Origin of the sequence: Frankia sp. AiPs1 (genome assembly GCF_023716945.1) — a bacterium.
Lineage (GTDB): Bacteria > Actinomycetota > Actinomycetes > Frankiales > Frankiaceae > Frankia.
Window position 1 is genome coordinate 11,343 of the sequence record NZ_JAMQQF010000024.1, and the last position, 20,348, is coordinate 31,690.

Annotated in this window: 19 protein-coding genes and 1 pseudogene; 5 read left to right on the plus strand and 15 right to left on the minus strand. The window is 70.9% G+C overall.

What is annotated here, in order from left to right:
- Positions 1–545, minus strand: a 545-nt coding sequence (locus ND748_RS05080; RefSeq protein WP_251744427.1) for a hypothetical protein, incomplete at its 3' end; no start/stop codon positions are given.
- A gap of 611 nt (positions 546–1,156) precedes the next feature.
- On the opposite strand from ND748_RS05080, the gene ND748_RS05085 reads away from it, so the two are divergent.
- Entirely contained in the window at positions 1,157–2,419 is a 1,263-nt protein-coding gene (locus ND748_RS05085; RefSeq protein WP_251744429.1) for a WD40 repeat domain-containing protein, read from the plus strand.
- Between the two features lie 25 nt (positions 2,420–2,444).
- Here the strand turns inward: ND748_RS05085 and ND748_RS05090 are convergent, their stop codons facing one another.
- Both ND748_RS05090 and ND748_RS05095 read right to left on the minus strand, forming a co-directional pair.
- Positions 2,445–3,434 carry a terpene synthase family protein gene (locus tag ND748_RS05090; RefSeq protein WP_251744430.1) on the minus strand — a complete coding sequence of 330 codons (990 nt, stop codon included), beginning with the start codon at positions 3,432–3,434 and terminating at the stop codon, positions 2,445–2,447.
- Positions 3,435–3,711: 277 nt separating this feature from the next.
- Positions 3,712–3,984: a hypothetical protein gene (locus ND748_RS05095; RefSeq protein WP_251744432.1), complete on the minus strand. Its 273-nt coding sequence runs from the start codon at positions 3,982–3,984 to the stop codon at positions 3,712–3,714.
- Positions 3,985–4,263: 279 nt separating this feature from the next.
- Between ND748_RS05095 and ND748_RS34485 the strand changes: the two genes are divergently transcribed.
- Both ND748_RS34485 and ND748_RS05105 read left to right on the plus strand, forming a co-directional pair.
- Positions 4,264–4,929 (plus strand): toll/interleukin-1 receptor domain-containing protein, encoded by a 666-nt coding sequence (locus ND748_RS34485; RefSeq protein ID WP_251744434.1) that lies wholly within the window; start codon positions 4,264–4,266, stop codon positions 4,927–4,929.
- Entirely contained in the window at positions 4,839–5,333 is a 495-nt protein-coding gene (locus ND748_RS05105) for a hypothetical protein (RefSeq protein WP_251744436.1), read from the plus strand. The genes ND748_RS34485 and ND748_RS05105 overlap by 91 nt, the downstream gene beginning before the upstream one ends.
- Here ND748_RS05105 and ND748_RS05110 read toward each other — a convergent pair.
- The 4 genes from ND748_RS05110 to ND748_RS05125 all read right to left on the minus strand — a co-directional run bounded on the left by ND748_RS05110 (position 5,275) and on the right by ND748_RS05125 (position 8,550).
- Complete coding sequence (locus ND748_RS05110; RefSeq protein WP_251744437.1) at positions 5,275–6,045, minus strand: hypothetical protein; 771 nt, start codon at positions 6,043–6,045, stop codon at positions 5,275–5,277. The two genes, ND748_RS05105 and ND748_RS05110, sit on opposite strands and share 59 nt — an antisense overlap.
- Positions 6,045–6,560: a SigE family RNA polymerase sigma factor gene (locus ND748_RS05115; RefSeq protein ID WP_251744438.1), complete on the minus strand. Its 516-nt coding sequence runs from the start codon at positions 6,558–6,560 to the stop codon at positions 6,045–6,047. The genes ND748_RS05110 and ND748_RS05115 overlap by 1 nt, the downstream gene beginning before the upstream one ends.
- A 132-nt stretch (positions 6,561–6,692) precedes the next feature.
- Complete coding sequence (locus ND748_RS05120) at positions 6,693–7,553, minus strand: hypothetical protein (RefSeq protein ID WP_251744440.1); 861 nt, start codon at positions 7,551–7,553, stop codon at positions 6,693–6,695.
- Positions 7,554–8,043: 490 nt separating this feature from the next.
- Positions 8,044–8,550, minus strand: a complete 507-nt coding sequence (locus tag ND748_RS05125) for a GNAT family N-acetyltransferase (protein ID WP_251744457.1) — start codon at positions 8,548–8,550, stop codon at positions 8,044–8,046.
- 796 nt (positions 8,551–9,346) lie between these two features.
- Here ND748_RS05125 and ND748_RS05130 point away from each other — a divergent pair.
- A complete protein-coding gene (locus ND748_RS05130) occupies positions 9,347–9,583 on the plus strand; it encodes a hypothetical protein (protein WP_251744441.1) in 237 nt (78 codons plus the stop codon).
- Here the strand turns inward: ND748_RS05130 and ND748_RS05135 are convergent.
- The 6 genes and pseudogenes from ND748_RS05135 to ND748_RS05160 form a co-directional block, all read right to left on the minus strand.
- Positions 9,580–10,023: a hypothetical protein gene (locus tag ND748_RS05135; RefSeq protein ID WP_251744442.1), complete on the minus strand. Its 444-nt coding sequence runs from the start codon at positions 10,021–10,023 to the stop codon at positions 9,580–9,582. The genes ND748_RS05130 and ND748_RS05135 overlap by 4 nt on opposite strands.
- A gap of 164 nt (positions 10,024–10,187) precedes the next feature.
- Positions 10,188–10,763: a TadE/TadG family type IV pilus assembly protein gene (locus ND748_RS33800; protein ID WP_308205590.1), complete on the minus strand. Its 576-nt coding sequence runs from the start codon at positions 10,761–10,763 to the stop codon at positions 10,188–10,190.
- Positions 10,747–11,019 (minus strand): hypothetical protein, encoded by a 273-nt coding sequence (locus ND748_RS05145; protein WP_251744443.1) that lies wholly within the window; start codon positions 11,017–11,019, stop codon positions 10,747–10,749. Before ND748_RS05145 ends, ND748_RS33800 begins: the two co-directional genes overlap by 17 nt.
- Before the next feature lie 166 nt (positions 11,020–11,185).
- Complete coding sequence (locus ND748_RS05150; protein WP_251744445.1) at positions 11,186–12,136, minus strand: type II secretion system F family protein; 951 nt, start codon at positions 12,134–12,136, stop codon at positions 11,186–11,188.
- 296 nt (positions 12,137–12,432) lie between these two features.
- A pseudogene (locus tag ND748_RS05155) lies at positions 12,433–13,287 on the minus strand (type II secretion system F family protein); the annotation flags it as partial.
- Complete coding sequence (locus tag ND748_RS05160; protein ID WP_251744449.1) at positions 13,287–14,600, minus strand: ATPase, T2SS/T4P/T4SS family; 1,314 nt, start codon at positions 14,598–14,600, stop codon at positions 13,287–13,289. The pseudogene ND748_RS05155 and the gene ND748_RS05160, both read right to left, overlap by 1 nt.
- Before the next feature lie 593 nt (positions 14,601–15,193).
- Here ND748_RS05160 and ND748_RS05165 point away from each other — a divergent pair.
- Positions 15,194–16,858 carry a PAS domain-containing protein gene (locus ND748_RS05165; RefSeq protein WP_251744451.1) on the plus strand — a complete coding sequence of 555 codons (1,665 nt, stop codon included), beginning with the start codon at positions 15,194–15,196 and terminating at the stop codon, positions 16,856–16,858.
- Positions 16,859–17,006: 148 nt separating this feature from the next.
- Here ND748_RS05165 and ND748_RS05170 read toward each other — a convergent pair whose 3' ends face one another.
- Positions 17,007–19,139, minus strand: coding sequence for a hypothetical protein (locus ND748_RS05170; protein WP_251744453.1), 2,133 nt, complete (start codon positions 19,137–19,139; stop codon positions 17,007–17,009).
- A gap of 402 nt (positions 19,140–19,541) precedes the next feature.
- Entirely contained in the window at positions 19,542–20,036 is a 495-nt protein-coding gene (locus ND748_RS05175) for a hypothetical protein (RefSeq protein WP_251744455.1), read from the minus strand.
- Positions 20,037–20,348 lie beyond the last annotated feature (312 nt).

Here is a 20,348-nt window from a genome sequence, read left to right on the forward strand (position 1 = left end):
ACACCCAGCCGCGAGAACTTCGTCACCCCCGCCCCACGAACAAACGATCCCGAATAACTCGACACCGCCCACTGGCCGGCGGAACCACACTGGGCCTGCAGATGCACCGGATAATCCGCGAGACCACCACCCAGATTCTTCGTCTCGACGTAGACACTGTTCGCACCACTGTGCCCACCAGCGGTGAAAACCAGACCCGGGTTGTACACCAACCCCGCCCCCGGATCACCGACCGTCGCCACAAACGAACAGTTCCGCATGCTGCGGTTGAACCCCACCTCATACCGCCCCACACCCAGCCGCGAGAACTTCGTCACCCCCGCCCCACGAACAAACGATCCCGAATAACTCGACACCGCCCACTGGCCAGTGGGCGACGCCGCGGCGGCCGGCGATGCGACAAAGGCGATCATAGCGCCCAGCAGGACGATGACTGCGGCGAAACCCGCAGCCAAGGGCCGGGCGAGCCGGGTTCTGCGCGCCGAGACTCCGGCGGGCACCGTTACTCCCATCGATCGACGGGATTCACGTTGATTCTGGTCCACGAAGGTCCTCCCAGGGGGTGGCCGATCCAATCCCGAGTGAACGATGCGGGGCCGGCGGGGTGTCCGGCCAGTGTCCGGCCGAGGTCCGGACACTTCATTTTCTGTAGTACCAGCCAGCCGCTGGTCAGAACGCGTACGCTGACGCCTACGAGGTGTCCGACGATGCCGGACACCTCGCCTTCGACAGCCCTGGGGGAGCCGTGGAGGAGACGCCCGATCCGCGAGTCGAGTTCGCTCGCCGGTTACGGACTCTGCAGGAGGCGGCGGGTCTTTCCGTACGGCGGCTGGAGGACGAGAGCGTGCGCACGCCGCACCGCCGCGGCGAGAAGCAACTCGGGCTCAGACGCAGCACTATCGCCGGAATGACGAGCCAGAAACGTCCAGTTCGACCGGAACGCGCGAATTTTGAGACTTTCATCGACACCTGCCTGCGCGTGGCACACGAGAACGAATCTCCGCTACCACCGAACCTCGGCGACCACCATGCCTGGGACGCGGCGTATCTCGAACTCCGCGATCAGGTGGATCGTCACCCGCGGCGTCCTGTCGCCACCCGATCGCCGCCCGCGGCCGATCCCGAGCCGCAACCGCTCCCGGCCGAAACCGGCACTATGCCGGATACCATCACCGACGTCGACACGAACAACGTCGCCGACGACACGGACGACCTCGCCAACGACACAAACGACGTCGCCGACGACACGACGAGCGACGCGAGGAGAGCGGAGAAGGCCTCCCGGCCGGCCCGGGAGAAGACGCCGCCGTCCAGGCGAAGGATTCTTCTGGGGACGTCCGCGGCGCTGGCCGTGGCCGGGACCGGGACGGTTGTCCCCATGTGGTTGACCAGCTCCGGATCCGGATCGCCGGCCACGAAGAGCGGTTCAAGCTTCGCACCCGCAGGAGTCGGCCCCCCGTCCGCCGAGAGCGCCTACAGCGCCGTGGGACGGCTGTTGAGTGCTCCGATCTCTCCGGACGACCCGGTCTGGTCGGTCGCGGTGGGCATGGTCAAGGGCGAGCTCCTCGCGGTCGTCGGCCGCGCCGATGGGACCGTGCAGCTGTGGGACCCGATCACCGGGCGGGCTCGCAGCGCTCCCCTCGACGGCCATGACAAGCCGGTCTACTCCGTTGCACTGGCAGCTCCCATCGCCGTGTCCGCCAGCGTGGACGGGACCCTGCGTGTCTGGAACATCACCACCAGTCCGCCCCCGAGTGTCCGCCTGGGTGCCATGATCGGCGGTGGGATCAACAGCGTGGCGCTCGGCACCGTGAACGGCAGGGCCGTGGCCGTCTCCGCCGCCGACGACCGCACGGTCCGGCTCTGGGATCCGGCCTCCCCCGCAGCCACCGGTACCGTCCTGGGGGCGAGACTCGACTCCGCGGTCAAGAGCGTCGCGGTCGGCACGGTGCGCGGCACGACGATCGCCGTCACCGGTAGCGAGGACGGCACGATGCGGCTCTGGAACGTGAACACCCGGCGGCCCGGTCGGCTCCTTGGCGGTCATCAGGCGACGATCGGGGCCCTGGCCATCGGCACCGTTCGCGGCCGGACCTTCGCCGTCTCGGGCAGCGAGGACGGCGAAGTCCGGACCTGGGATCTCACCGAGGCCACGCCCACGGGCCGTCGCCTCGGCGACCGGATCAACAACGCGGTCAAGACCGTGGCGACAGGCACGGTGAACGGCCGGACCGTGGTCATTTCCGGCAGCGACGACGGCGCCATCCTGATCTGGGATCCGGCCACCGGCCAGCGCTACGGCAACGGCCTCACCGGCCCCGCCACCGGGGCGGAATCGATCGCCATCGGTGTCCTGCGCGGCAGGGCCATCGTCGTTTCCGGGCATTGGGACGGCACCATCTGGACCTGGAGCCTGTGAGGTTCGCCCGGCGCGACGCAAACCGCTACCGGTGGCGGCCGGAGGTGAACATCCAAGCCAGGTGGGCGCCGGGCATATCGCAGACGGTGCGGACGACCAGGTTCAGCCATTCCGGGTGCAGCGGGCCAGAGTGCGCCGTCGGTGCCAGGCTCTGCGCGTCGACGAGGAAGGCGCGTTCGGCGTCGTCGAGATCGCGCAGCCGTCGGGTGATGTGCGCCTGCACCTGGTCGAGCGCGGTGCGATCGTCGCAGCCCGTGGCACGCCGGAGAACGATGACGTAATTGGTGGTCTCGCCGAGGGCGGCTTCCCGCGGCAGGGAGACCACGTCGTTGGTCCAGGCAATGATGTCACTCGACGCCGCACACAGCTCGGTCCAGCTCTTCGTCGCCGCGAGGTCCGGCGGGATTTCCGTCCGGTAGGCGACTTCCACCAGGTCGTACATGAACATCGCGTTGTCGTTCCGGCGCAGCGCCGGGTATTCCTCGGGGGTCGCCACCGTGCCGTTGCGCCGGTGGGCGATCTGGGTGAGGAAGGCGTCGCGGTGGTCGCGGATGTGCTGACGGATGCGGTGGCGCCACGGCGCGGACATTCCCCGGGCGGTGCGGGGCCACAGGTCGGCCAGGGCCGTCACCGACGCAGGGGCGCCGGCGGGCGCGGGCTGCCCTTCGGCTGTTGAGGTGATCGAGCTGATCGAGGCATAGGTCTCGCGCACGATCTCGGCGTTGCGGCCCATGGGCCCTTCGTCCTGCTCGTCATCGAGGTGGAAGAGCCACACCGCCCACTGGGCGAAGAGCTCGACGTCGGCCTGCTCGGCATCGGGCAGGATCCGGGCGGCCGCCAGGTGGAATCCGGCGGCGGCCAACCGGGCGCGCGCGGCGGCGTCAGCGGCCAGGCCGAACTCGGCGGCCCAGGCCAGGAGGTGTTCGCCGATGCGATCGGCCGCGGGATGCAGCCGCTCGGGAATACGGATCCCGAAATCGGGTCTGGGCATGCCGGCGGGACAGAGCTGACTCATGCGGTGGCCTCGGTGCAGGGAGGGGGCGCAGTCCGCCCGGATGACATGCCGACATGGCGAAGACGCAGGTGAGGTGGGGCGAGCAGAGTGAGACCGGGAACCGGCCCGCTCGGAAACAGGGCAGGCAGGTAGAGCACCGTCTGCCTGTCATTATGGCGCGACGGGATTGCCCGGCGGAGGCATTCAGCCGAACTTATCGGCCAGCTCCGGCTGTCAACGCCGACCGAAATCCGGCTCCGACGTTAATTCGATCACATTCCGCTCGCCGCAAGGACGATCAGTCCAGCGACCGGGGTTCGTCGAGGCCGACCGGCTCGCTGGCGGCCCGGACGAGACGGATGAACCCTTCGGCGCCCCGGACACTGCGCAGGCAACCGTCGGCCATGTCGGCAACCAGAGCCTCGCCGTTGTTGCCCCAGGCGACGACCGGCACCTGGCAGACGAGCTTCTCGCCATCGGGCGTGCTGGCGGGCAGGCCGCCCACGATGTTCTTGTCACCGCCCTCGGCGGTGGGCCTGAACAAGGCGGCGAAGTCGTGGGCGGGGATCATCCCGAGTCCTCCGATAGGTCCTGGTGTCGCGGCGGCGCCAGGCGGCAGGCGGAGCGGCGGGCTGTCACTGCTCGCCATGCTACGGCGTCGCGTCGAGTCCGGCCGACTTGCGCGACACGCTGCTGGCGGCGCTGGGAGAAGTAACGAATGCTCTGATCACTGCGGCCGATCGGCGGTCGACGGCCACGGGTCCGGGATCCACTCTCGCCGCTTCGGAGCGATTGCCTGATTCCGTGCGGCGATGGTCTGGCTGGACATGTGCGGGTGGAGACTGTTTGCGTGACCGAGGGTGCTACTCAGGGGGGTCGGGACTTCTTCGTCTCGTACACGCAGGTGGATCGGGCTTGGGCGGAGTGGGTCGCGTGGGAGCTGGAGGCGGCCGGATTCACGGTGACGGTGCAGGCGTGGGACATGCTGGCCGGGGACCACTGGCTGGCGAAGGTGGACGATGCCGTGCGCGGTTCGGCGCACACGCTGGCGGTGGTGTCCGCCGACTATCTGGACTCCGACTGGGCGAGGGCGGAACTACTCGCCGCGCTGCGAGGCGACCCGCTGAGCCGGGGCCGCACGCTGCTGCCGGTACGGATCGCCGATGTCCGCGACCGCGGCCTGCTGGGGTCGATGGCCGATATTGACCTGTTTGAGGTAGATGAGCAGGTCGCGCGGGAACAGTTGGTGACCGCGGCCCGGGCGGTGCGGACCGGCGACCGGGGCAAGCCGGAGCAGCAGCCGGCGTTTCCCGTCCGGGAGACGGGTGGGGCACGGTTCCCGGGCGGCGGCCCGCCGCAGGTGTGGCGGATGCCGTGGCCGCCCAACCGCTGCTCCACACCGACATCCACCGCAAGAACATCATCGTGTCCGACGGCCGCCCCCATTTCGTCGACTGGGAACTGGCTCTCTGGGGTGGTCCCGTCTACGACCTCGCGGTCCACCTCCACAAGATGAGCTACCACCCCGAGGAGTCCGCCGGCGTCGTCACCGGGTGGAACACGGTCGTGAGCGGCGCCGCCGCCGAGGGCTGGCAACCCGGCCTCGACACCTATCTCGCCCACGAGCGGGTGAAATCCGCCATCGTCGACACCGTCCGCTTCACCAAGCTCATCGCCGACGGAAAGCTCACCGCCGACAGCCGTAACTCCTTCATCGACAAACTCGTCGGCAAACTCGCCGCCGCCCACACCATCCTCGGCCACCCCCCGGGCATCGACCACGCCATCGCCACCACCCGCATCCAGCACTGGACCGACCGGGCGCCGGTAGCGAACGTCACCGGCGGCGGTAGCCCGCGGATCAGGAGGTACCGACGAGGAACGAGTAGGTGCTGGCACTCACCAACCAGCGGCCGTTGACGCGGACGGCTTGCGCCGTCCGCCTGATCTCGTACCCCCACTGCGCGCCGAGCTTCGGGTCGGCATGGGTGATGATGATGGTCGCCGTGGCCTGGTCGCCGGCGATCAGCGTGATGTTCTCGAGCCGTACCCGAAGGGTACCGACGACACCTGGATAACGCTCAACGAAACGCTGGGTGATGTCGCGGTACCGTTCGCCGTTCTGGACGTAGGCCAACCCGTCGTCGACGTTGTTGTCCGCGTCGAACGCCTCGGTGAACGCCGTCGTGATCTCGTCGGCGGTGGCCTGGTCCGGCTTCGCCCCGGCAACCGGCGGGGCGAGTGCCCGGCCGGTCGGTGAAACACTCGAATGCGCGGTCACACCGGTGGCCGGCCTGGTGGGAAGTGAACTGCCCACTGCCGGTGCGATGACGTTCACCCCATTGTCGGAAGCAAGGTTCCTGTCGACGGCCAGGCCGCCGATGATCACCGAACTCGTGGCCAGCGCCGCCGCTGTGAGCACGAGCGCCCTGCACCGTCCTCGTCCTCGCCAACGCGGCGGCGGCGAGGTGCAGATTCTGGCGGTCAGGTCGGCCGGTGCCGTGACGGACCGGGTGGCCTGGTCGAGCAGTCCGCGCAGCGTCTGCTCGAAGGCCAGGCCAGATGCGGAGTCCGGACCGGAGCCGGACCCGGGGCGCGAACCGGACCCGGGGTGAGCGTTGTCGGAAGGCATCAAAGCCCCTCCTCACTTCGGATGCGGGCATCCCCCAGATGCTGGCTCACACGCAGCCGGGCCAAAGCCCGCGACGCGTGGGACTTCACCGAGCCGACGCTGCATCCGAGGATCTCGGCCACCGCGGCTTCCGGCAGATCGTCGTAGTAACGCAGGACGACCACGGCGCGTTGCCGATTCGTTAGCTCCTGCAATGCCCTCAGCACCTGGTCCCGCAACGCCAGGTCCGGCCCGCCGTCCGCGCTGGCCCGTTCGGCCGCCGCGTCCAACGGCTCCTCCCGGAACTGCCGCGACCGCCACCAGCTCGAGGCCGCGTTCACCAGCACCCGGCGGACGTAGGCCTCCGGCGTGATGATCCGTGCCCTGTCCCATCGCCGGTAGGTGCGTTCCAGGGCACCCTGCAGCAGGTCCTCGGCCGCGTGGCGGTTACCGGTCAGCAGAAAGGCCGTCCTCATCAAACGGTCGGCCGAGGCGGTGACGAAATCCTCGAACGACGCGTAGGACGCCTCGTCCATCGAGTGCCCCCATCGATTGGCCCGCGCCGCTCAGGACGGCTACGTAGACGTAGCGGAGGCGGCGGCTCGTCGTGACGCGAACCGCCGCCCCGCTGGGCGTGCCGAGCCGACTGTCGGCCACCGGTCGACGGACTACGCCCGACTGCCGCCGAGCAGGGACGCCAACCCCAGCACGTCGCGGTAGGTCTCCTCCGAGACCTTCCACCCGCCGTGGGTGAAGACCGCCTGGCCGTTACTGCCGATGGAACCGGACTGGCTCTGATACTTGTAGGCGATGGTGAACGTGACGCTGGCATGGTCAGGCGCCCAGAAGTAAATCTGTTTCACGGTGACCCGCGCGCTCAGGCCCGGGTAGGTGGCCCGGAACTTCTCCAGCAGGCCGACCAGCCGCTGGCCGTTCTCCACGGCGGCCAGCGGCACCCGGGCAGGGGCCTCGGAGCTGTTGAGACCGACCGCGAACGCAGCGCCGACCAGTGGCTTCGACAGCTTCTGCCAGACCGTCGGTGTCGGCGCCGGGCCGACGGTGAGCGACGTGGCGATACGGAGCAGGTCGGCCTCGGGCAGCAAGCTCGGCGGGGTGGGCCCGTTCCCGCCGACCTGGCCGCCGACCGTCAGCACGACGGACGGCTTACCTTCGACCCAGGTCAACTCATTGATACCTGCACTACCGGTCCGCAGCGTGACGGCCTCGGTGCCACGCAGGGCGACCCGTCCCACCTGGGCGCCGGGGTAGTAACGAGCGTAGGCGTCGGCCACATCCTTGACCGTCGCCTCGGGCGTGCCCCGCTGGACCGTGAGCTGGACGCGGGTGTCGCCGCCCTCGAACGTGCCGACGATGACGTCGCGGCCGATCCGGGTGGTCGGCACCGCGCCGGTGAGGCTGACGCCGCGGGGCAGCCAGCCGACCTGCACCCCGTCCACGCTCGGAGCCGGCCTCCAGCCCCCACCGCCCGGGCCGGCGGCCGTCGCCGGGCCGGCGACCGCCACGGTCACCACCCCGGTCATGGCCAGGGCTGTCAGGCTGCCGAGGGCGCGGGTCAGCCGACGTCCGGTGAGGCGCCGCCGGGAGCGCTGAGGTCCCCCCTGATGGATACGTCGCCGCAGACCGCCAGGAGGACCTGTTCGCCCCAGTCGTATGTCGGAAGGGCCGTCAGAACAATCCGCCACTGTCGCCTCCTGCGTTGGTGGGTGCTGGCCACGGTGACTTCCCGCACCGAGACTGCTCAGCAGCCGTTCGAATGTTTTCAACCTGCTAAGAGCGACGTTGGCGCAATCAGGTTGACGTGTCCGACCAAATCTTTCCCCAACATCCGAAGTCTCCGCACAACGGCCCAACAACCACGGGGGCACTCCGCGTTACGCGCGGTTCAGCCCCCATGCGAATGCCGAGTGTTGTCATCGCGCTCGCCACAGCACGACCGTGCCGATCCCGCCGATGGACGGACTGCGGGACGCGGAGTAACCCTGGCGAACAGGAGAGCGGTCAGCCCGGGTGGGGCATTTCGCCAGCTCTCTGGTGGGCCGCCCATTCCGCTCGGATGATCACGTAGATGTTCTTCTCGCCGCCATGGAGGTGCTCGGTCCGGTCGAGGCGCATGCCGAGCCGTTCCGCGACCCGGGCGGAGGCCACGTTGGCCGAGCGGATGACGGACACAACCTCTGTCAGGCCCGGCCGCTGCGCGAACGCCCAGGCAACGGCTGCACTCGCGGCCTCGGTCGCGTATCCGCGGCCCCACCAGGGCCGGCCGATGAACCACACCGCCTCGACACCTGGCCAGCCTGGTTCCACCCACAGCCCCGCCCGGCCGACAAGAAGCCCGGTCTCGCGCTCGATCACGGACCAGGGGCCTACCCCTTCCAAGGCCCAGCAGCCGAGATTGCCGGCGAGGTTGTGCCACATGCCGTGCCGGTCCAGTGGCCCGCCGATATGCCGGGCGAACTCCTCGTCGGCCCAGATCTCGGTGTAGGCGTCCAGGTTCTCACAGAGGATCGGACGCCGAGGGTGGGAACGATTCCCGCCCCGTCTTCGGCTCGCCGCTCGCGCGAGGTCGGGACATCACCCCCCGCCGGGTGGGGACGACCACCATCCAGCGGATGGGAATCTTTCCCAGTCTGGCGACGAGTTGACGCGAAGTGAGTCATGGGTAGCGCACACAGTGAACGCGCCGAATCCGTGCGGTTCCCTCTCCGAGCCGGGGTCGTCGTGTCCCCTGGCGCCGGGAGCTCTCCGCCGGGTCGCACGCCGTCGAGTCGGGTCGGACTCGACGAGTCCTGTCGACCATCGTCGGAAGGAAACCGTGTCCGCTTCCCCGTTGTTCCGACCTCCACAGGCACAGCGATCGCGTCGCTACGCGCGGCGATGGTGGATCAGGTCCTCGCCCGGGCTGGCGGCCCGCGTTTGCTGCCTCTACTTCGGACGATGCAGTCGGAACCCGTGGACCTGAACCCGTGGACACTGCTCAACGGAACCATGAGTTCGATGGGGGTGGCGGAGATGCATGGCTCCGTAAACGATGCCGTTACGCGACGGGACTCAGGTGCGGAGCTTGCTCAACGAGTGGTATTGGTGTAGTTTCAACGAAAATCAAAGACGATCTTACGGTTGCTGACATGTTGAATGGCAGTCGGGGGGTGATCGCCATGAACTTTTCAATTTATCTATTCCTAATAGGATGAAGATTCTCTTCTCTGTCGCGTGGCTACAAGGTTCGATGCTGCTGAGGACGGCCCGCTCTGCCTGTCCACGCCGTATTCCCCACGTGATCCGCTGTGCGACCGGGATCAGCGTGACTGACAGCCGCCGGTGCGGGGGCGTCCTCGCCGGTGCGCTCGCCTCCGGCGACGTCCGCAGCTACTGGGCCCGTCGGGACGCGTTCCTCACGCTGATCCCATACCTACGTGCCTTCCACACCGTCACCGCCAGCCGGGTCCCCAAGAGCCTGGCCAGCGAACTCGACGAGCTCGTCAGCACCGCCGAGCGCGCGATCCCACGTAAGCCCGTGAATGCACGAAACCCCTGCTAGGGCTGGGCTCCCCGCCGGTCCGCGCGGAACTGGTCGATGACGACGGTGAACTGGCCGTTGACGGTGACGTCGGTGATGCCGGCGAACAGGGCGCCGGTGCCGGGCAGGGAGACGACCGTCCGGACGCAGATGACGAACGATGCGCCCGGTTCCAGGGTCTGGGCGCCATCGCCGGGACTGCCGGCGCCGCAGTTCGCACCGGCCGGGGCAAAGTGGATCTGCGGTTGGCCGGAAACACCCTGGTCCTGTAGCGAGAGGGCGGCGGCCAGGCGGGCGCGGTCGGCGCCCTGGGCCTCGCTGTCGGCGGTGGCGAAGGCGCGGCCGGCCTCCCGGGCCGCCTCGGTCACACCGAACGCCGATTTCTGCACCGCGAACACGCACAGGAACAGGTACACGAACGGGACGAGCAGCACGACGGACAGCCCGACGAACTCGATCATCGCCGAGCCGTCGTCCGTCCCTCGGCGCCCCGGGGGGCCGGTGCCTGCGCAGGACGCCCGGCCGTTCCCCCACACCGCCCTGGCCCACACCGGCCGCGCTCGGACGGGCCGGGCGCGGAGCTTCTGCCCCCGAACCGTCCGGGCGGTGCGCGTCGGCCGGGGCGTCACGGCTCCTCCTTGACGGCGTGGCCGGTGACGGTGATCGTCACGCCGTCGCCGAGCGGGACGAGGACGAGCGGGACGGCGACCTTGCAGGTGACCTGAACCAGCGGGGTGCCGCCGGGGCCCTCGACGTCGGTGCCGATGCAGACGGTGTCGGCGCGGCCGGGGATCGTCCGGGCGATGAGCGCCTGGGCGTACGGGCCGCCGTCCGCGGCCGGGACACCGAGGTTGGCGGCGTGCCGGGCGCCTTCCGCCGCATCCGCCGCGAGCGTGTTGCGGATGTGCAGGATCAGGCCGACCTGCAGGATCCCGAGGAACAGGAACAGCAGCAACGTCCCCACCAGGATGAACTCGACGACGGCGGACCCTTCGTCACCCGACGCGGCGTCGTCACCCGGCGCGGCATTGTCACCCGGCGCGGCATTGTCACCCGGCGCGGCGTCGTCACCGGGCCCGGAACTGCCGCCTGCCGTGCTGTCCTCGCCCGGTGCGGCCTCGCCGTCGTCGGGCTCGACCGGGTCTGCGCCGTCTCGCGCGGCCATGGCCGGCGTGGCCGGGAGGTCAGCCGCCGCCGCCACCGCCGACGCCTGACACCGAGTTGATGGCCGAGGTGAACAGGTTCTGCAACGCCGGCGTCGCCAGCGTGGCGATGGCGACGACGAGCGCCGCCGTCATCACCGTGATCATCACCCAGCCGGGGACATCCCCCCGGTCGCGGCCGTCATCGCCGGCGCGGCCGTCACCATCGGCGCCGCTCGTGTCGGTGCTCGTTGCGGTGGCCGACCGCCAGGCCAGCCACCTCGCCCTCAGGGTCTGCCCGATACGTCGTCCCATGTCCCCTCCATCACCATCCGGCCTGGGCGATGCGCCCGGCCAGCAGCCGAGCGCCCACGTCGTGCGTGCCGCGCACCCTGCGCATCCGCGTCGGGCACCGCGTTGTGCCAAGTCGGTTCGGCCTGAGTCGGGGCAGGCCGCATCCCTCCCGCCGGGGCCGCCGCGATCACTGGGCGATCACGGTGAAGCTCACCAGGGCGGGGTAGAAAGCGAAGATCACGGTCGTTGGCAGGACCAGGAAGACGACCGGGATCATCATCGCGATCTCCTTGCGGCCGCCGGCCTCCAGCAACTGGCGCTTACCGGCCTCGCGGACGTCCATCGCCTGGGCGCGCAGAATGTCGGCCAGCGGGGTGCCGCGTTCGATCGCGACGGCCATGCCGTCGACGAAGCGGGTCAGCGGCGCGAGCGCCGTGCGGGCGGCGATGCCCTCCAGGGCCTGCACGAGGGTGGCGCCGGCGCGGGCGTCGGCGAGGGCCAGGCGCAGCTCGCGGCCCAGTTCGCCGTGGGTGAGCCGGCTGACCCGCTCCAGCGCGCCGATCGCGGACTCCCCCGCGGTGACCGCCAGCGCCAGCAGCTCGGCGACCGTGGGGAACTCCAGCAGCATCCGATCCTCGCGGTCGTTGATCGACCTGGTCAGCCAGTACTCGCGGCCGACCACCCCACCGGCGGCGCCGGCGACGACGAGGGCGACGTCGACCAGGGCCGGCGGGCCGACGCCGAGCAGCGTGCGCAACGCCAGCAGGAACGCGCCGATCAGCGCGCCGCTGACCGCGCAGATCACCTGCTGGACCCGGAACTCCTCGATGCTGGTCCGTCCGCCTGCCTGGGTCAGCCGGCGCTGCAGTGCCGCCCGGCCGCCGAGGAAACGGTCGAGCCGGCCGGCCACATCCGACAGAAACGGTCGCAGGAGCGCCTCGACCGCGACGAACCCCGGGCGGGCCGAGGCGCGCGGCCGGTCCGCGAGCAGACGGGACGGGGTGGGCGTGTCGCGCAGGTAGGGGTCGAGCCGGTCGGCGAGCTGGATGCGCCGCGCCCGCGGCGACCGGTAGACAACAATGACCAGGCCGAGCCCGGCGAGCAGACCGAGCAGCGCCCCGGCGGCGACCATCGTCATGGCTGCATCCCCCGATCGGGCTGCGCCCCGAACCCTGGCCCGTCGAAGCCCCCCGGCCCGTCGAAGGTTCCGGACCCCCCGAAGCCGCCGGACCCCCCGAAGCCGCCTGGCCCGTCGAAGCCGCCAGACCCACCGAAGCCCCAGGGCTCGTCGAAGCCAGGTGGCGTGTTCATCGGACGGGGGCCGGGAGCGTCCGGGCGCGATCCGGAACCGCCACCACCGGCCTCGGCCGTGGCGGCGGAGGCTGCGGCGGCGGGAGTTGCGGCGGCGGCCTGGGCGGCGGCGATGGCCCCGCCGCGCAGCACCCGGCCTTCCTCGGGCAGCCGGCCGATCCGTTTCATCAGCAGGTAGGCCAGCGCCGACACGCCGCCGCCGCCGACGAGCACCAGCACGCCGGTCGGGCTGTCGTACGCCCGCACGTTCTGGCCGCGGGTGGCCAGCAGGAGCAGCACGATCCAGGGGGCGGCGAGCGCCAGGCGGGCGGCGTTGACCGTCCAGCCCTGGCGGGTCTCCAGCTCCGCCCGGGTTCGCGCGTCCTCGCGCAGGAAGGTCGACAGGGTGCGCAGCAGCCGGCCGAGGTCGGTGCCGCCGACCTCCCGCGCCATCCGCAGCGATTCGATGATCCGGTCGGCGACCGGATCGGCGAGCTCGTCGGCGAGCCGGTCCAGGCAGGTCGAGAACGACCCGGTGGCGCTGTAGTCCTCACCGAAGCGGGTGAACGCCGGGCGTAGCTGCACCGGCCCGCGCACCCCAACGGCGGCCAGGCCCTCGGGCAGCGACATCCCGGCGCGCACGGCGCTGGCGAGGTTGTCGACGACGTCCGGCCACAGCTCCCGCAGGTCGTGGATGCGGCCGTGGCGGCGGCGGACGACCAGCGCCCGCGGCAGCAGGCTCGCGAAGACCGCGAACGCGCCGGCCAGCGACAGGGTTGCGGTGAACGCCAGCACGACGAGGCCGACGAGCAGGCCGAGCGCGGCGCTGATCGCGACGAACTGGCGGGGGCCCAGGCCGCGGATACCGGCCTGAGCGAGCAGCTCCGCGGTGGTGTGCTCCCAGCGCATCGTCCTCGGGCCGCGAGACTCGCGGGGCCGGCCGCTGGTGATGATGAGGAACAGGCCAAGCCCGCACAGCAGGCCGAGGAAGATACCCATCAGCGCTCCACGGCGATCTCGGGCCAGCCCCCGCCGGGCCGGCGATGGGGATGGGGATGGTCACGGTCCCCCTGCGCGAGCAGCGCAGGCAGGTCGTAGCCGGCGCGGGTGAAACGGTCGACGTGTGGGGGGAAGCCGTCGGCGCGGACCAGACCGTCGGCGCGAGAGCGGTAGATCTGGGCGACCTCCACGATGTCGCCCTCGGCCCGGCCAGGCAGCGCGACGATCTCGGTGACGCGTCGGCGACCCGACACGTCCTTCTCCAGATGGACGACGAGATCGACGCTGGCGGCCACGGTCGGCACGACGAAGGCGTGGCTGACGTTCTCCCCGGCCAGCAGCGGCAGCGTGCACAGCTTGGTGACCGCCTCGCGGGCCGAGTTGGCGTGCAGGCTGCACATCCCCGGCAGGCCGGAGTTCAACGCGATGAGCAGGTCCAGCGCCTCCTCCTGGCGGACCTCGCCGACCAGCAGGCGGTCGGGGCGCATCCGCAGCGCCTCCTTGACCAGCCGGCGCAGCCGAATCTCCCCGTTGCCCTCCAGGTTGGCCTGCCGGGTCTGCATCGCGACCCAGTCCGGGGCGCGCAGCTTCAGCTCGAAGACCTCCTCGCACGAGATCACCCGCTCGCGGGCGGGGATCGCCGAACCGAGGCAGTTGAGCAGCGTCGTCTTCCCAGCCTGGGTGCCACCGGCAACGATGATGTTGAGCCCGGAGACGACGGCGGCTTCCAGGAACGCGGCCGCCGCGGAGGTGATCGTGCCGAACCCGATCAGCTCGTCGAGGCTGCCCGCGCTCAGCACGAACTTGCGGATGTTGATCGACCAGTGCACCCGGGTCACGTCGGGAATCACCACGTGCAGGCGGGAACCGTCGGGAAGCATCGCGTCGACGAAGGGAGTCGACAGGTCCACCCGCCGGCCGGACGATTTCAGCATCCGTTCGACCAGATCCTGCACCTGGTCGGCGGTGAGAATTGTGGTCGTCAGCTCGCTGCGACCGGCCCGCGCGACGAATACCCGACCCGGCTCGTTGATCCAGATCTCCTCGATCGTGGGATCGTCGAGATGGCGTTGCAGCGGCCCGAAGCCGGCGACCGCGTCGTAGACCAGACGGGCGGTGACATCCCGGTCGACGACGGGCGGAAGGTCACTGACGAGAACGCGTTCCTCATAGTCGGCGAGCACCTCCTGAACGAGCTGGCGGACCTGGGCCGGATCGCGCACGGGATCCAGGGAACGCCGCCGGACGAGCTCCCGGACCTCGTCCTCGACGAACGAGGTGGCGTCCAACCAACCGCCACGTGCCACCGCCACGAAAACCGCCGCTCCTCCAGCTCCGCCTCTTCCCGGCCCGGACAATTGCTACGAAGCGTAGGAAGAAGGTCACTGCTTATCAAGCCCTGACCATCAGGGCGGACGCAACAACGTTCGCACAACCCCTTCCGGGGGTGTGGGCCGGGTAGGACACAACCAGGTCACGGTGTGCACAGCGTCCCACCTTGACCACCCATTTAGTTACTCTCCGCATCTGAAGTGCGGCCACGGATCGGGGGGCGACCATCGCTGTGCGCGTACATCCCGCGGGTCGACGGTGCGCCGACCGCCCCGGAAACGCCCGCAGGATTTCGCCGCCGAATCGCCCCGGAGGCGGTAGCCTCGCGGCGGTCCCTAACCCGCTCATCCGTGAAGCCACAATCGCCTGCTGGGTCGACCGGTGGAGCCTCCCCCACCCCGCCGATCTCACCCGGTAAGCCACCAACGCCTGCCTCGGGGGTCCCTTCCGTGTCCGGTCAGCCATCGATCCGCGGGCTCAGCAACCGCTTGCGAGAAGCCCGTCCGCCCACCACGGCGACGCTGCCCAGGACCTCCCTGCGGCCCGCTACATGCGGCTCGAAAGGGGCGACCCGATGAGTGGAAACCGCGATTTCCAGCCTTCGGACATGTTCGATAAGATCGCTTGGAAAATGTTCTGGCGGATTGTCGAGAATTGCCCGGTGGCGGTTTTCGCCACCGATGCGGTCGGCCGCCATCTCTTTGTGAACCGCCCGTGGTCTGAACTGACCGGACTTCCCCCCGACCAGGCGGTCGGCTGGGGATGGGACCGGGTCGTCCATCCCGAAGACGTTGCCACGGTCGGCAACTACTGGCGGCGTCTGGTCACGCATGGCGACGGATTCTCCGTTCAGATCCGACTGGTGCTACCCGGCGGGGCGGCCCGGCGGGCGATCATCCAGACGGTGGCGACGTCCGCTGGCGACGGGCGGCGCCGCTTCGTCGGCACCCTCACCCCGGCCCCGGGCGGCGCGCCCACCGCGGGCGGCGCCGCTGGCCGGGACATCTCCGGCCTGGACGTCCCGGCGCACCCCGACAGCCGCTTGTATCCCGAGCGCCACACGCACCCCGACGGCCACACGCACCCCGACCGCCACGCCGACCGCCCGGCCGCCGACGACACTGATGAGCACCCCGCTGCGCCCATCGAGTCCGAGGAGGCGGCGCTTGATTTCACCGCCTTCGATGCGGACTTCCTCGACGAGCAGCTACTGGGTCACGAGCTGTTCGGCCCGGAAGATGTCGGACCGGAGGGCATCCTGCCCGGCGGGCCCGATCGATTTGGCCTGTTCGACGGGCTGCACGGGTACGACCCCTTCGACGACGCCGCCCGGGCCTTCCGCGAGTCCGCCGACGACCTGTTCCGCTGGACCGACGCGCCAGGAGGCCCAGGCGATCCGGCGGCGCTGGACCATACCGGTGAGGTAGACCGATCCGCGGACGGCTCGGCCGGTCCCTCGTCGGATCTCGACGGCCCGGTGCTCGGTCATCCCGCTGGAACCGGGCACCCCCTGCCCGGGCCCCCAGCGCGGTGGCCCGATACGGACGACGCCATGACGAACCGACACTGGAAGGTTCCGTTGCCCCGCCGGCCGATGCCCGGCGAGCCGACGCCCGGCCGGTCAGCCCCCCGCGAGATCCCGGAGGACCGACTCGCGAGCTACCCCCGCGGCGCGCTCCCCCCCGGCGCCGAGTGGCGCGCCGCCGTCGTCCTGCACCGCGACGAGGAAGACGACCTGCATCCACGCCCCGCCCACGCCGACGGCGGGCACTCCGCCGAGCGCTGCGGCTGCCTGTTCGCCGAGATGCGCCGGATCGAGGAGGCCTGCCGCGACCGGGAACGCTGGTTGACGACCCTGCTCGCCGAGCTCGCGACCGCGGTCCTGATCGCCGATCGCGACGGCAGTGTCGTCGCCGTCAACCAGATGTACTGCGACCTGTTTGACCTGGCAGACTCCCCCGTCGACCTGGTTGGCACGGACTGCCGTCGGCATCTGCGGCCGCGGGCCGGTCTCGTCGACGACCCGTCCGGCTTCGCCGCCCGGCTGGACACCCTGCTGCGCCGGCGCCGGACGCTGCGCCGCGAGCCGGTCATGTTCGCCGACGGCCGCGTCTTCGAACGCAGCCACATCGCGCTCGCCGCGGCCGACGGTTACCGCGGCCACCTGTGGCTCTACAGCGACGTCACCGACCGCCGGATCCTCGAGGCCGAGATCGAGGGGCTCATCTCCGGACTCTGAACCGCGGACCGGGCGCCGCCGCGCCCTTCATCTGGCGACGCCCCGGCTCACCGCCGACGTGATCCACGACGTCTCGCCGGGTCCACGCCTCGGCGGGTTCGGATCGCGTGGCACTGGCAGGACGTCTGATCACATCCGCATACGCGGCCTAGTAGACACCGCCGTAATGGCGTACCTGGAGATCCTGAGCCTGGCCCACCCAGTCGTCGGAGATGATCCGGTCGCCGAAACCGTCGAGCTTGTGGGCCAGCCGGTCGACGTCGGTGTCGCCCATCTCGGCGAGTTGGCTGAAGGTCGTGATGCCGAGCGTCCGCAGCCGCGATTCGATCACCGGACCGATGCCGACGATTTCCTTGAGGTTGTCGCCGCCGGCGCTGCCCGGATCGAGCAGTCCGTTCCAGCGCGGAGCGGCCTGCTGGACGACCCGGCCGCCCGCGGCCTGCTCACCCGTGGCGCCCGACCGCAGGCCCGGCGCGGTGACAGGCCCGCTGCCGGTCGGGGCCGGGACCCCGGCCACTGCCGCCGGTCGCTCCTTGGTGACACCGGAGGTTCGAGCCCTCGCCCCAGCCACGCCCAGCGTTCCCGACCGAACCGGTTCGGTCCCACCCACAGACGCATCACGAGTCCGGGTCTCGGCCGGGGCGGCCGCGTGGGCGGGAGCGCGGGGCTGGGGCCGCACCAGAGCGGCTACGCGCGGGGTCTGCGCGCCCACGGCCGGCTCATCCTCGAAAGCCGGCCCCACGGCCCCCGCGGACGCGACTTCGGCGAGCGGCTCAGCCTCATCGGCGGACCCAGCGAGATCATCCGACCCGGCGAGATCAGCCGACCCAGCAACATCAACCGACTCAGCAACATCAACCGACCCTGCGACGTCGCCCGGCTCGGCAACCTCGCCCGCCCCGGCAACCCCAACCGGCTCGGCAACCCCAACCGACCCCAGCGTGTCGACCGGCTCGGCAACGCCGACCGGCTCGGCAACCCCAACCGGCTCGGCGGCCTGGGCCGCCTCGGCGGCGCGGGCCGCGCTGACGGCGCGGGCCGAGGCAACGGCCTTCGCCGTACCGACGATCTCGGCGTATTCGACGGCGGCGGAGTGCTCCACCCTGGTTTCGGCAGCCCAGGAAGCGGGGGTGACGGTCTCGGGCGGGAAGGTTCTGGGGGTTGAGGTCTTGAGGGTGGGGATCGCGGCGGCGGAGGGGGCAGGGTCCGCCGTCGGGTCGGCGGCGGGAGCGGTCTCGGTGCGGCGCCCGAGCGCGGACTCGGTCCGCTCGATCCGGCCGAGCAGGCTGACGCGCTCGGCCGCCCATTCGGCCTGATGCCGGTCGAGCCGGGTGGTCATGGTCGCGACGAGACGCTGGGCGTCCTCTGCCTCGGTGCGCGCCATCGCCAGCCGGGAGGAGAACTTCGCGGCCCGGCCCTCCGCCTCGACAAGCTGCTGGCGCAGCAGCTCGGCCTCGCGCGCGAGCTCCGCGACGGTGAGCCCGGTGGCCGCGGCGGTGGTGTCCGGCAAGGCCGGTGACGCATCGTCCGCCGCGCGTACCCCGCCGCCCGCGGCGCTCGTCGCGGCCTCGACCCTGGCGCGCAGCGTGGACTCGATCTCCTCGACCCGGGCGCTCGCCGTCATGGCGTGCCGCTCCGCGGCCCCGATCCGCTGCTCGGACTCGGCCGCCCGCTGTTCGGCCACGGCGAGGCGGGCGGTCAGGTCCGCCTTTTCCAGGGCGGCATCGTCCCGCTGGCGGCGCAGCAGGCCGACGAGCTCGGCAACGGGTTCCCCGACGCGCACGGCGTTGATCGGCAACCGGATCGGCCCGGTGGTGGCGAGCTCCGCGCCTACCGGGTCGGGCACGGAGGCACGGGAATCCGCGTCATGCCCGAGCCGGTCGTCGGCGGCCGCGGGATCCGCGCCCCCGGCGGACATGGCGGGCTCCGGGGAGCGCTCGGAGTCACCCTCAAGCGCGATGTCGCCGCTGAACTCCCCGGGGTGCGACGGGATCTCGAGCGCCGTCCCAGCGACCTCGGCCGTCTGGGAGCCGGCCGCCCAGGCGTCGGCCCCAATGGGGCCGGTCCCGTGGGCATCGGTCCCGTGTGCATCGGTCCCGTGGGCATCGGTCACGGCGTCGGGCGTCGGCTCGGCGCCGCCGACCCTGGGATCGGGCTGGGCGTCGCGGGTCTGGCGCACCTGCCGGCGCAGCGGGGCGATCAGGAACACCCACGCCAGCGCGGCGCCGATGACCATCGCCACCAGCACGTACGCCAGGATCTGCCCGGCGAGGTACAGCATCGGCTGCCAGCCTCCTTACGCGGTGGGTTACCGGTATCCACGCCCGCCCGGGCCGGCATCCCGGCACGAAGGGTGTTGGGAGAAAAACGGACGATCGACGTCAACCGGGCGGGAACCCGGCCGGCACCTCACGGCCTGCCTACGCATTATTCGCAACACGCGACAGCGGCCGCGCCCCGGGGAGGCACAACCGTTGTCCATCCAGACGGGTTTGCGTGGAGAAATGCCGGCTGCGGATGCCGATCGGCGCGGCAGACCACCGCAATGGAACCGGCTGGCCACCGCAAACGCCGTCCGACACCAACGTTTCACGCCGGGTGAGCACCGATTGACATATCGCACCACAACAGACCATCAACGGGTGTGGTGTGCCTCACATTGTGTGCCGGCCAGCGGACCGGCTCAGAGCAGGTCGGGCAGCTCCTGCGGGGCGAACCAGAGCAACTCGAAGCCTTCGACACTGTCAACGGTGAAGGCCGCGTCCTCCCCGCCGAGGTCGGCCTCGACGATGTGATCCGCCGCCTCGGCCACCGCGCCGAGGACCTCCTCGTCACCGCCGTCGTCGACATGGATCGCTCCCACGACCGACCAGGGCACCGGGAAGTCGACCTCGACGGCGCCTCGTTCGAGGTCGTCCCGGACGCGGACGTCGCCGTCGACGAGGTCCGCGACGAAAACCAGGCGCCGGCGTGGGGCTGCCGGGTCGGCGTCGAGCAGGCGCAGGCTGGCGCGTGCCGCGTCATGCAGCACCGCGTACTCCAGCTCCTCCTCGGATTCCGACTGGGCGTACCACTCACGCAACGCCGGCGTGACCGCAAAGCCCATCCCGGCCGGCACCTGCCCGGACTCCCACACCGATCGCGCGGCGTTGAGCGTGGACGGCAGGTAGATGCGCACCCGACTAGTCTCGCAACCCGCCGCGCCGGACGACCAACGAGGGTGCCACCCAGCGGGCACCACGGGCGCGCTCTCGGCCGCACCGCCGGGATGCGGTGGTGGCGAATGGGCCGGTGCCACGGCGCGAGACCGCCCGGTCAGCCGGCCAGGTCCAGGCCGAGGCGACCCGTCGGCGGACCGGCGCCCTCGCCGGTGCCGGCGCCCCCCTCGACGCCGGCACCGCCGCGGGTGCCGGTCCTGGTCCCAGTCCTGGATGTGGTGGTCGAGGTGGCCGCGCGGGCGGCGGAGGTCGCGCCAACGCCGGTGGTGGCG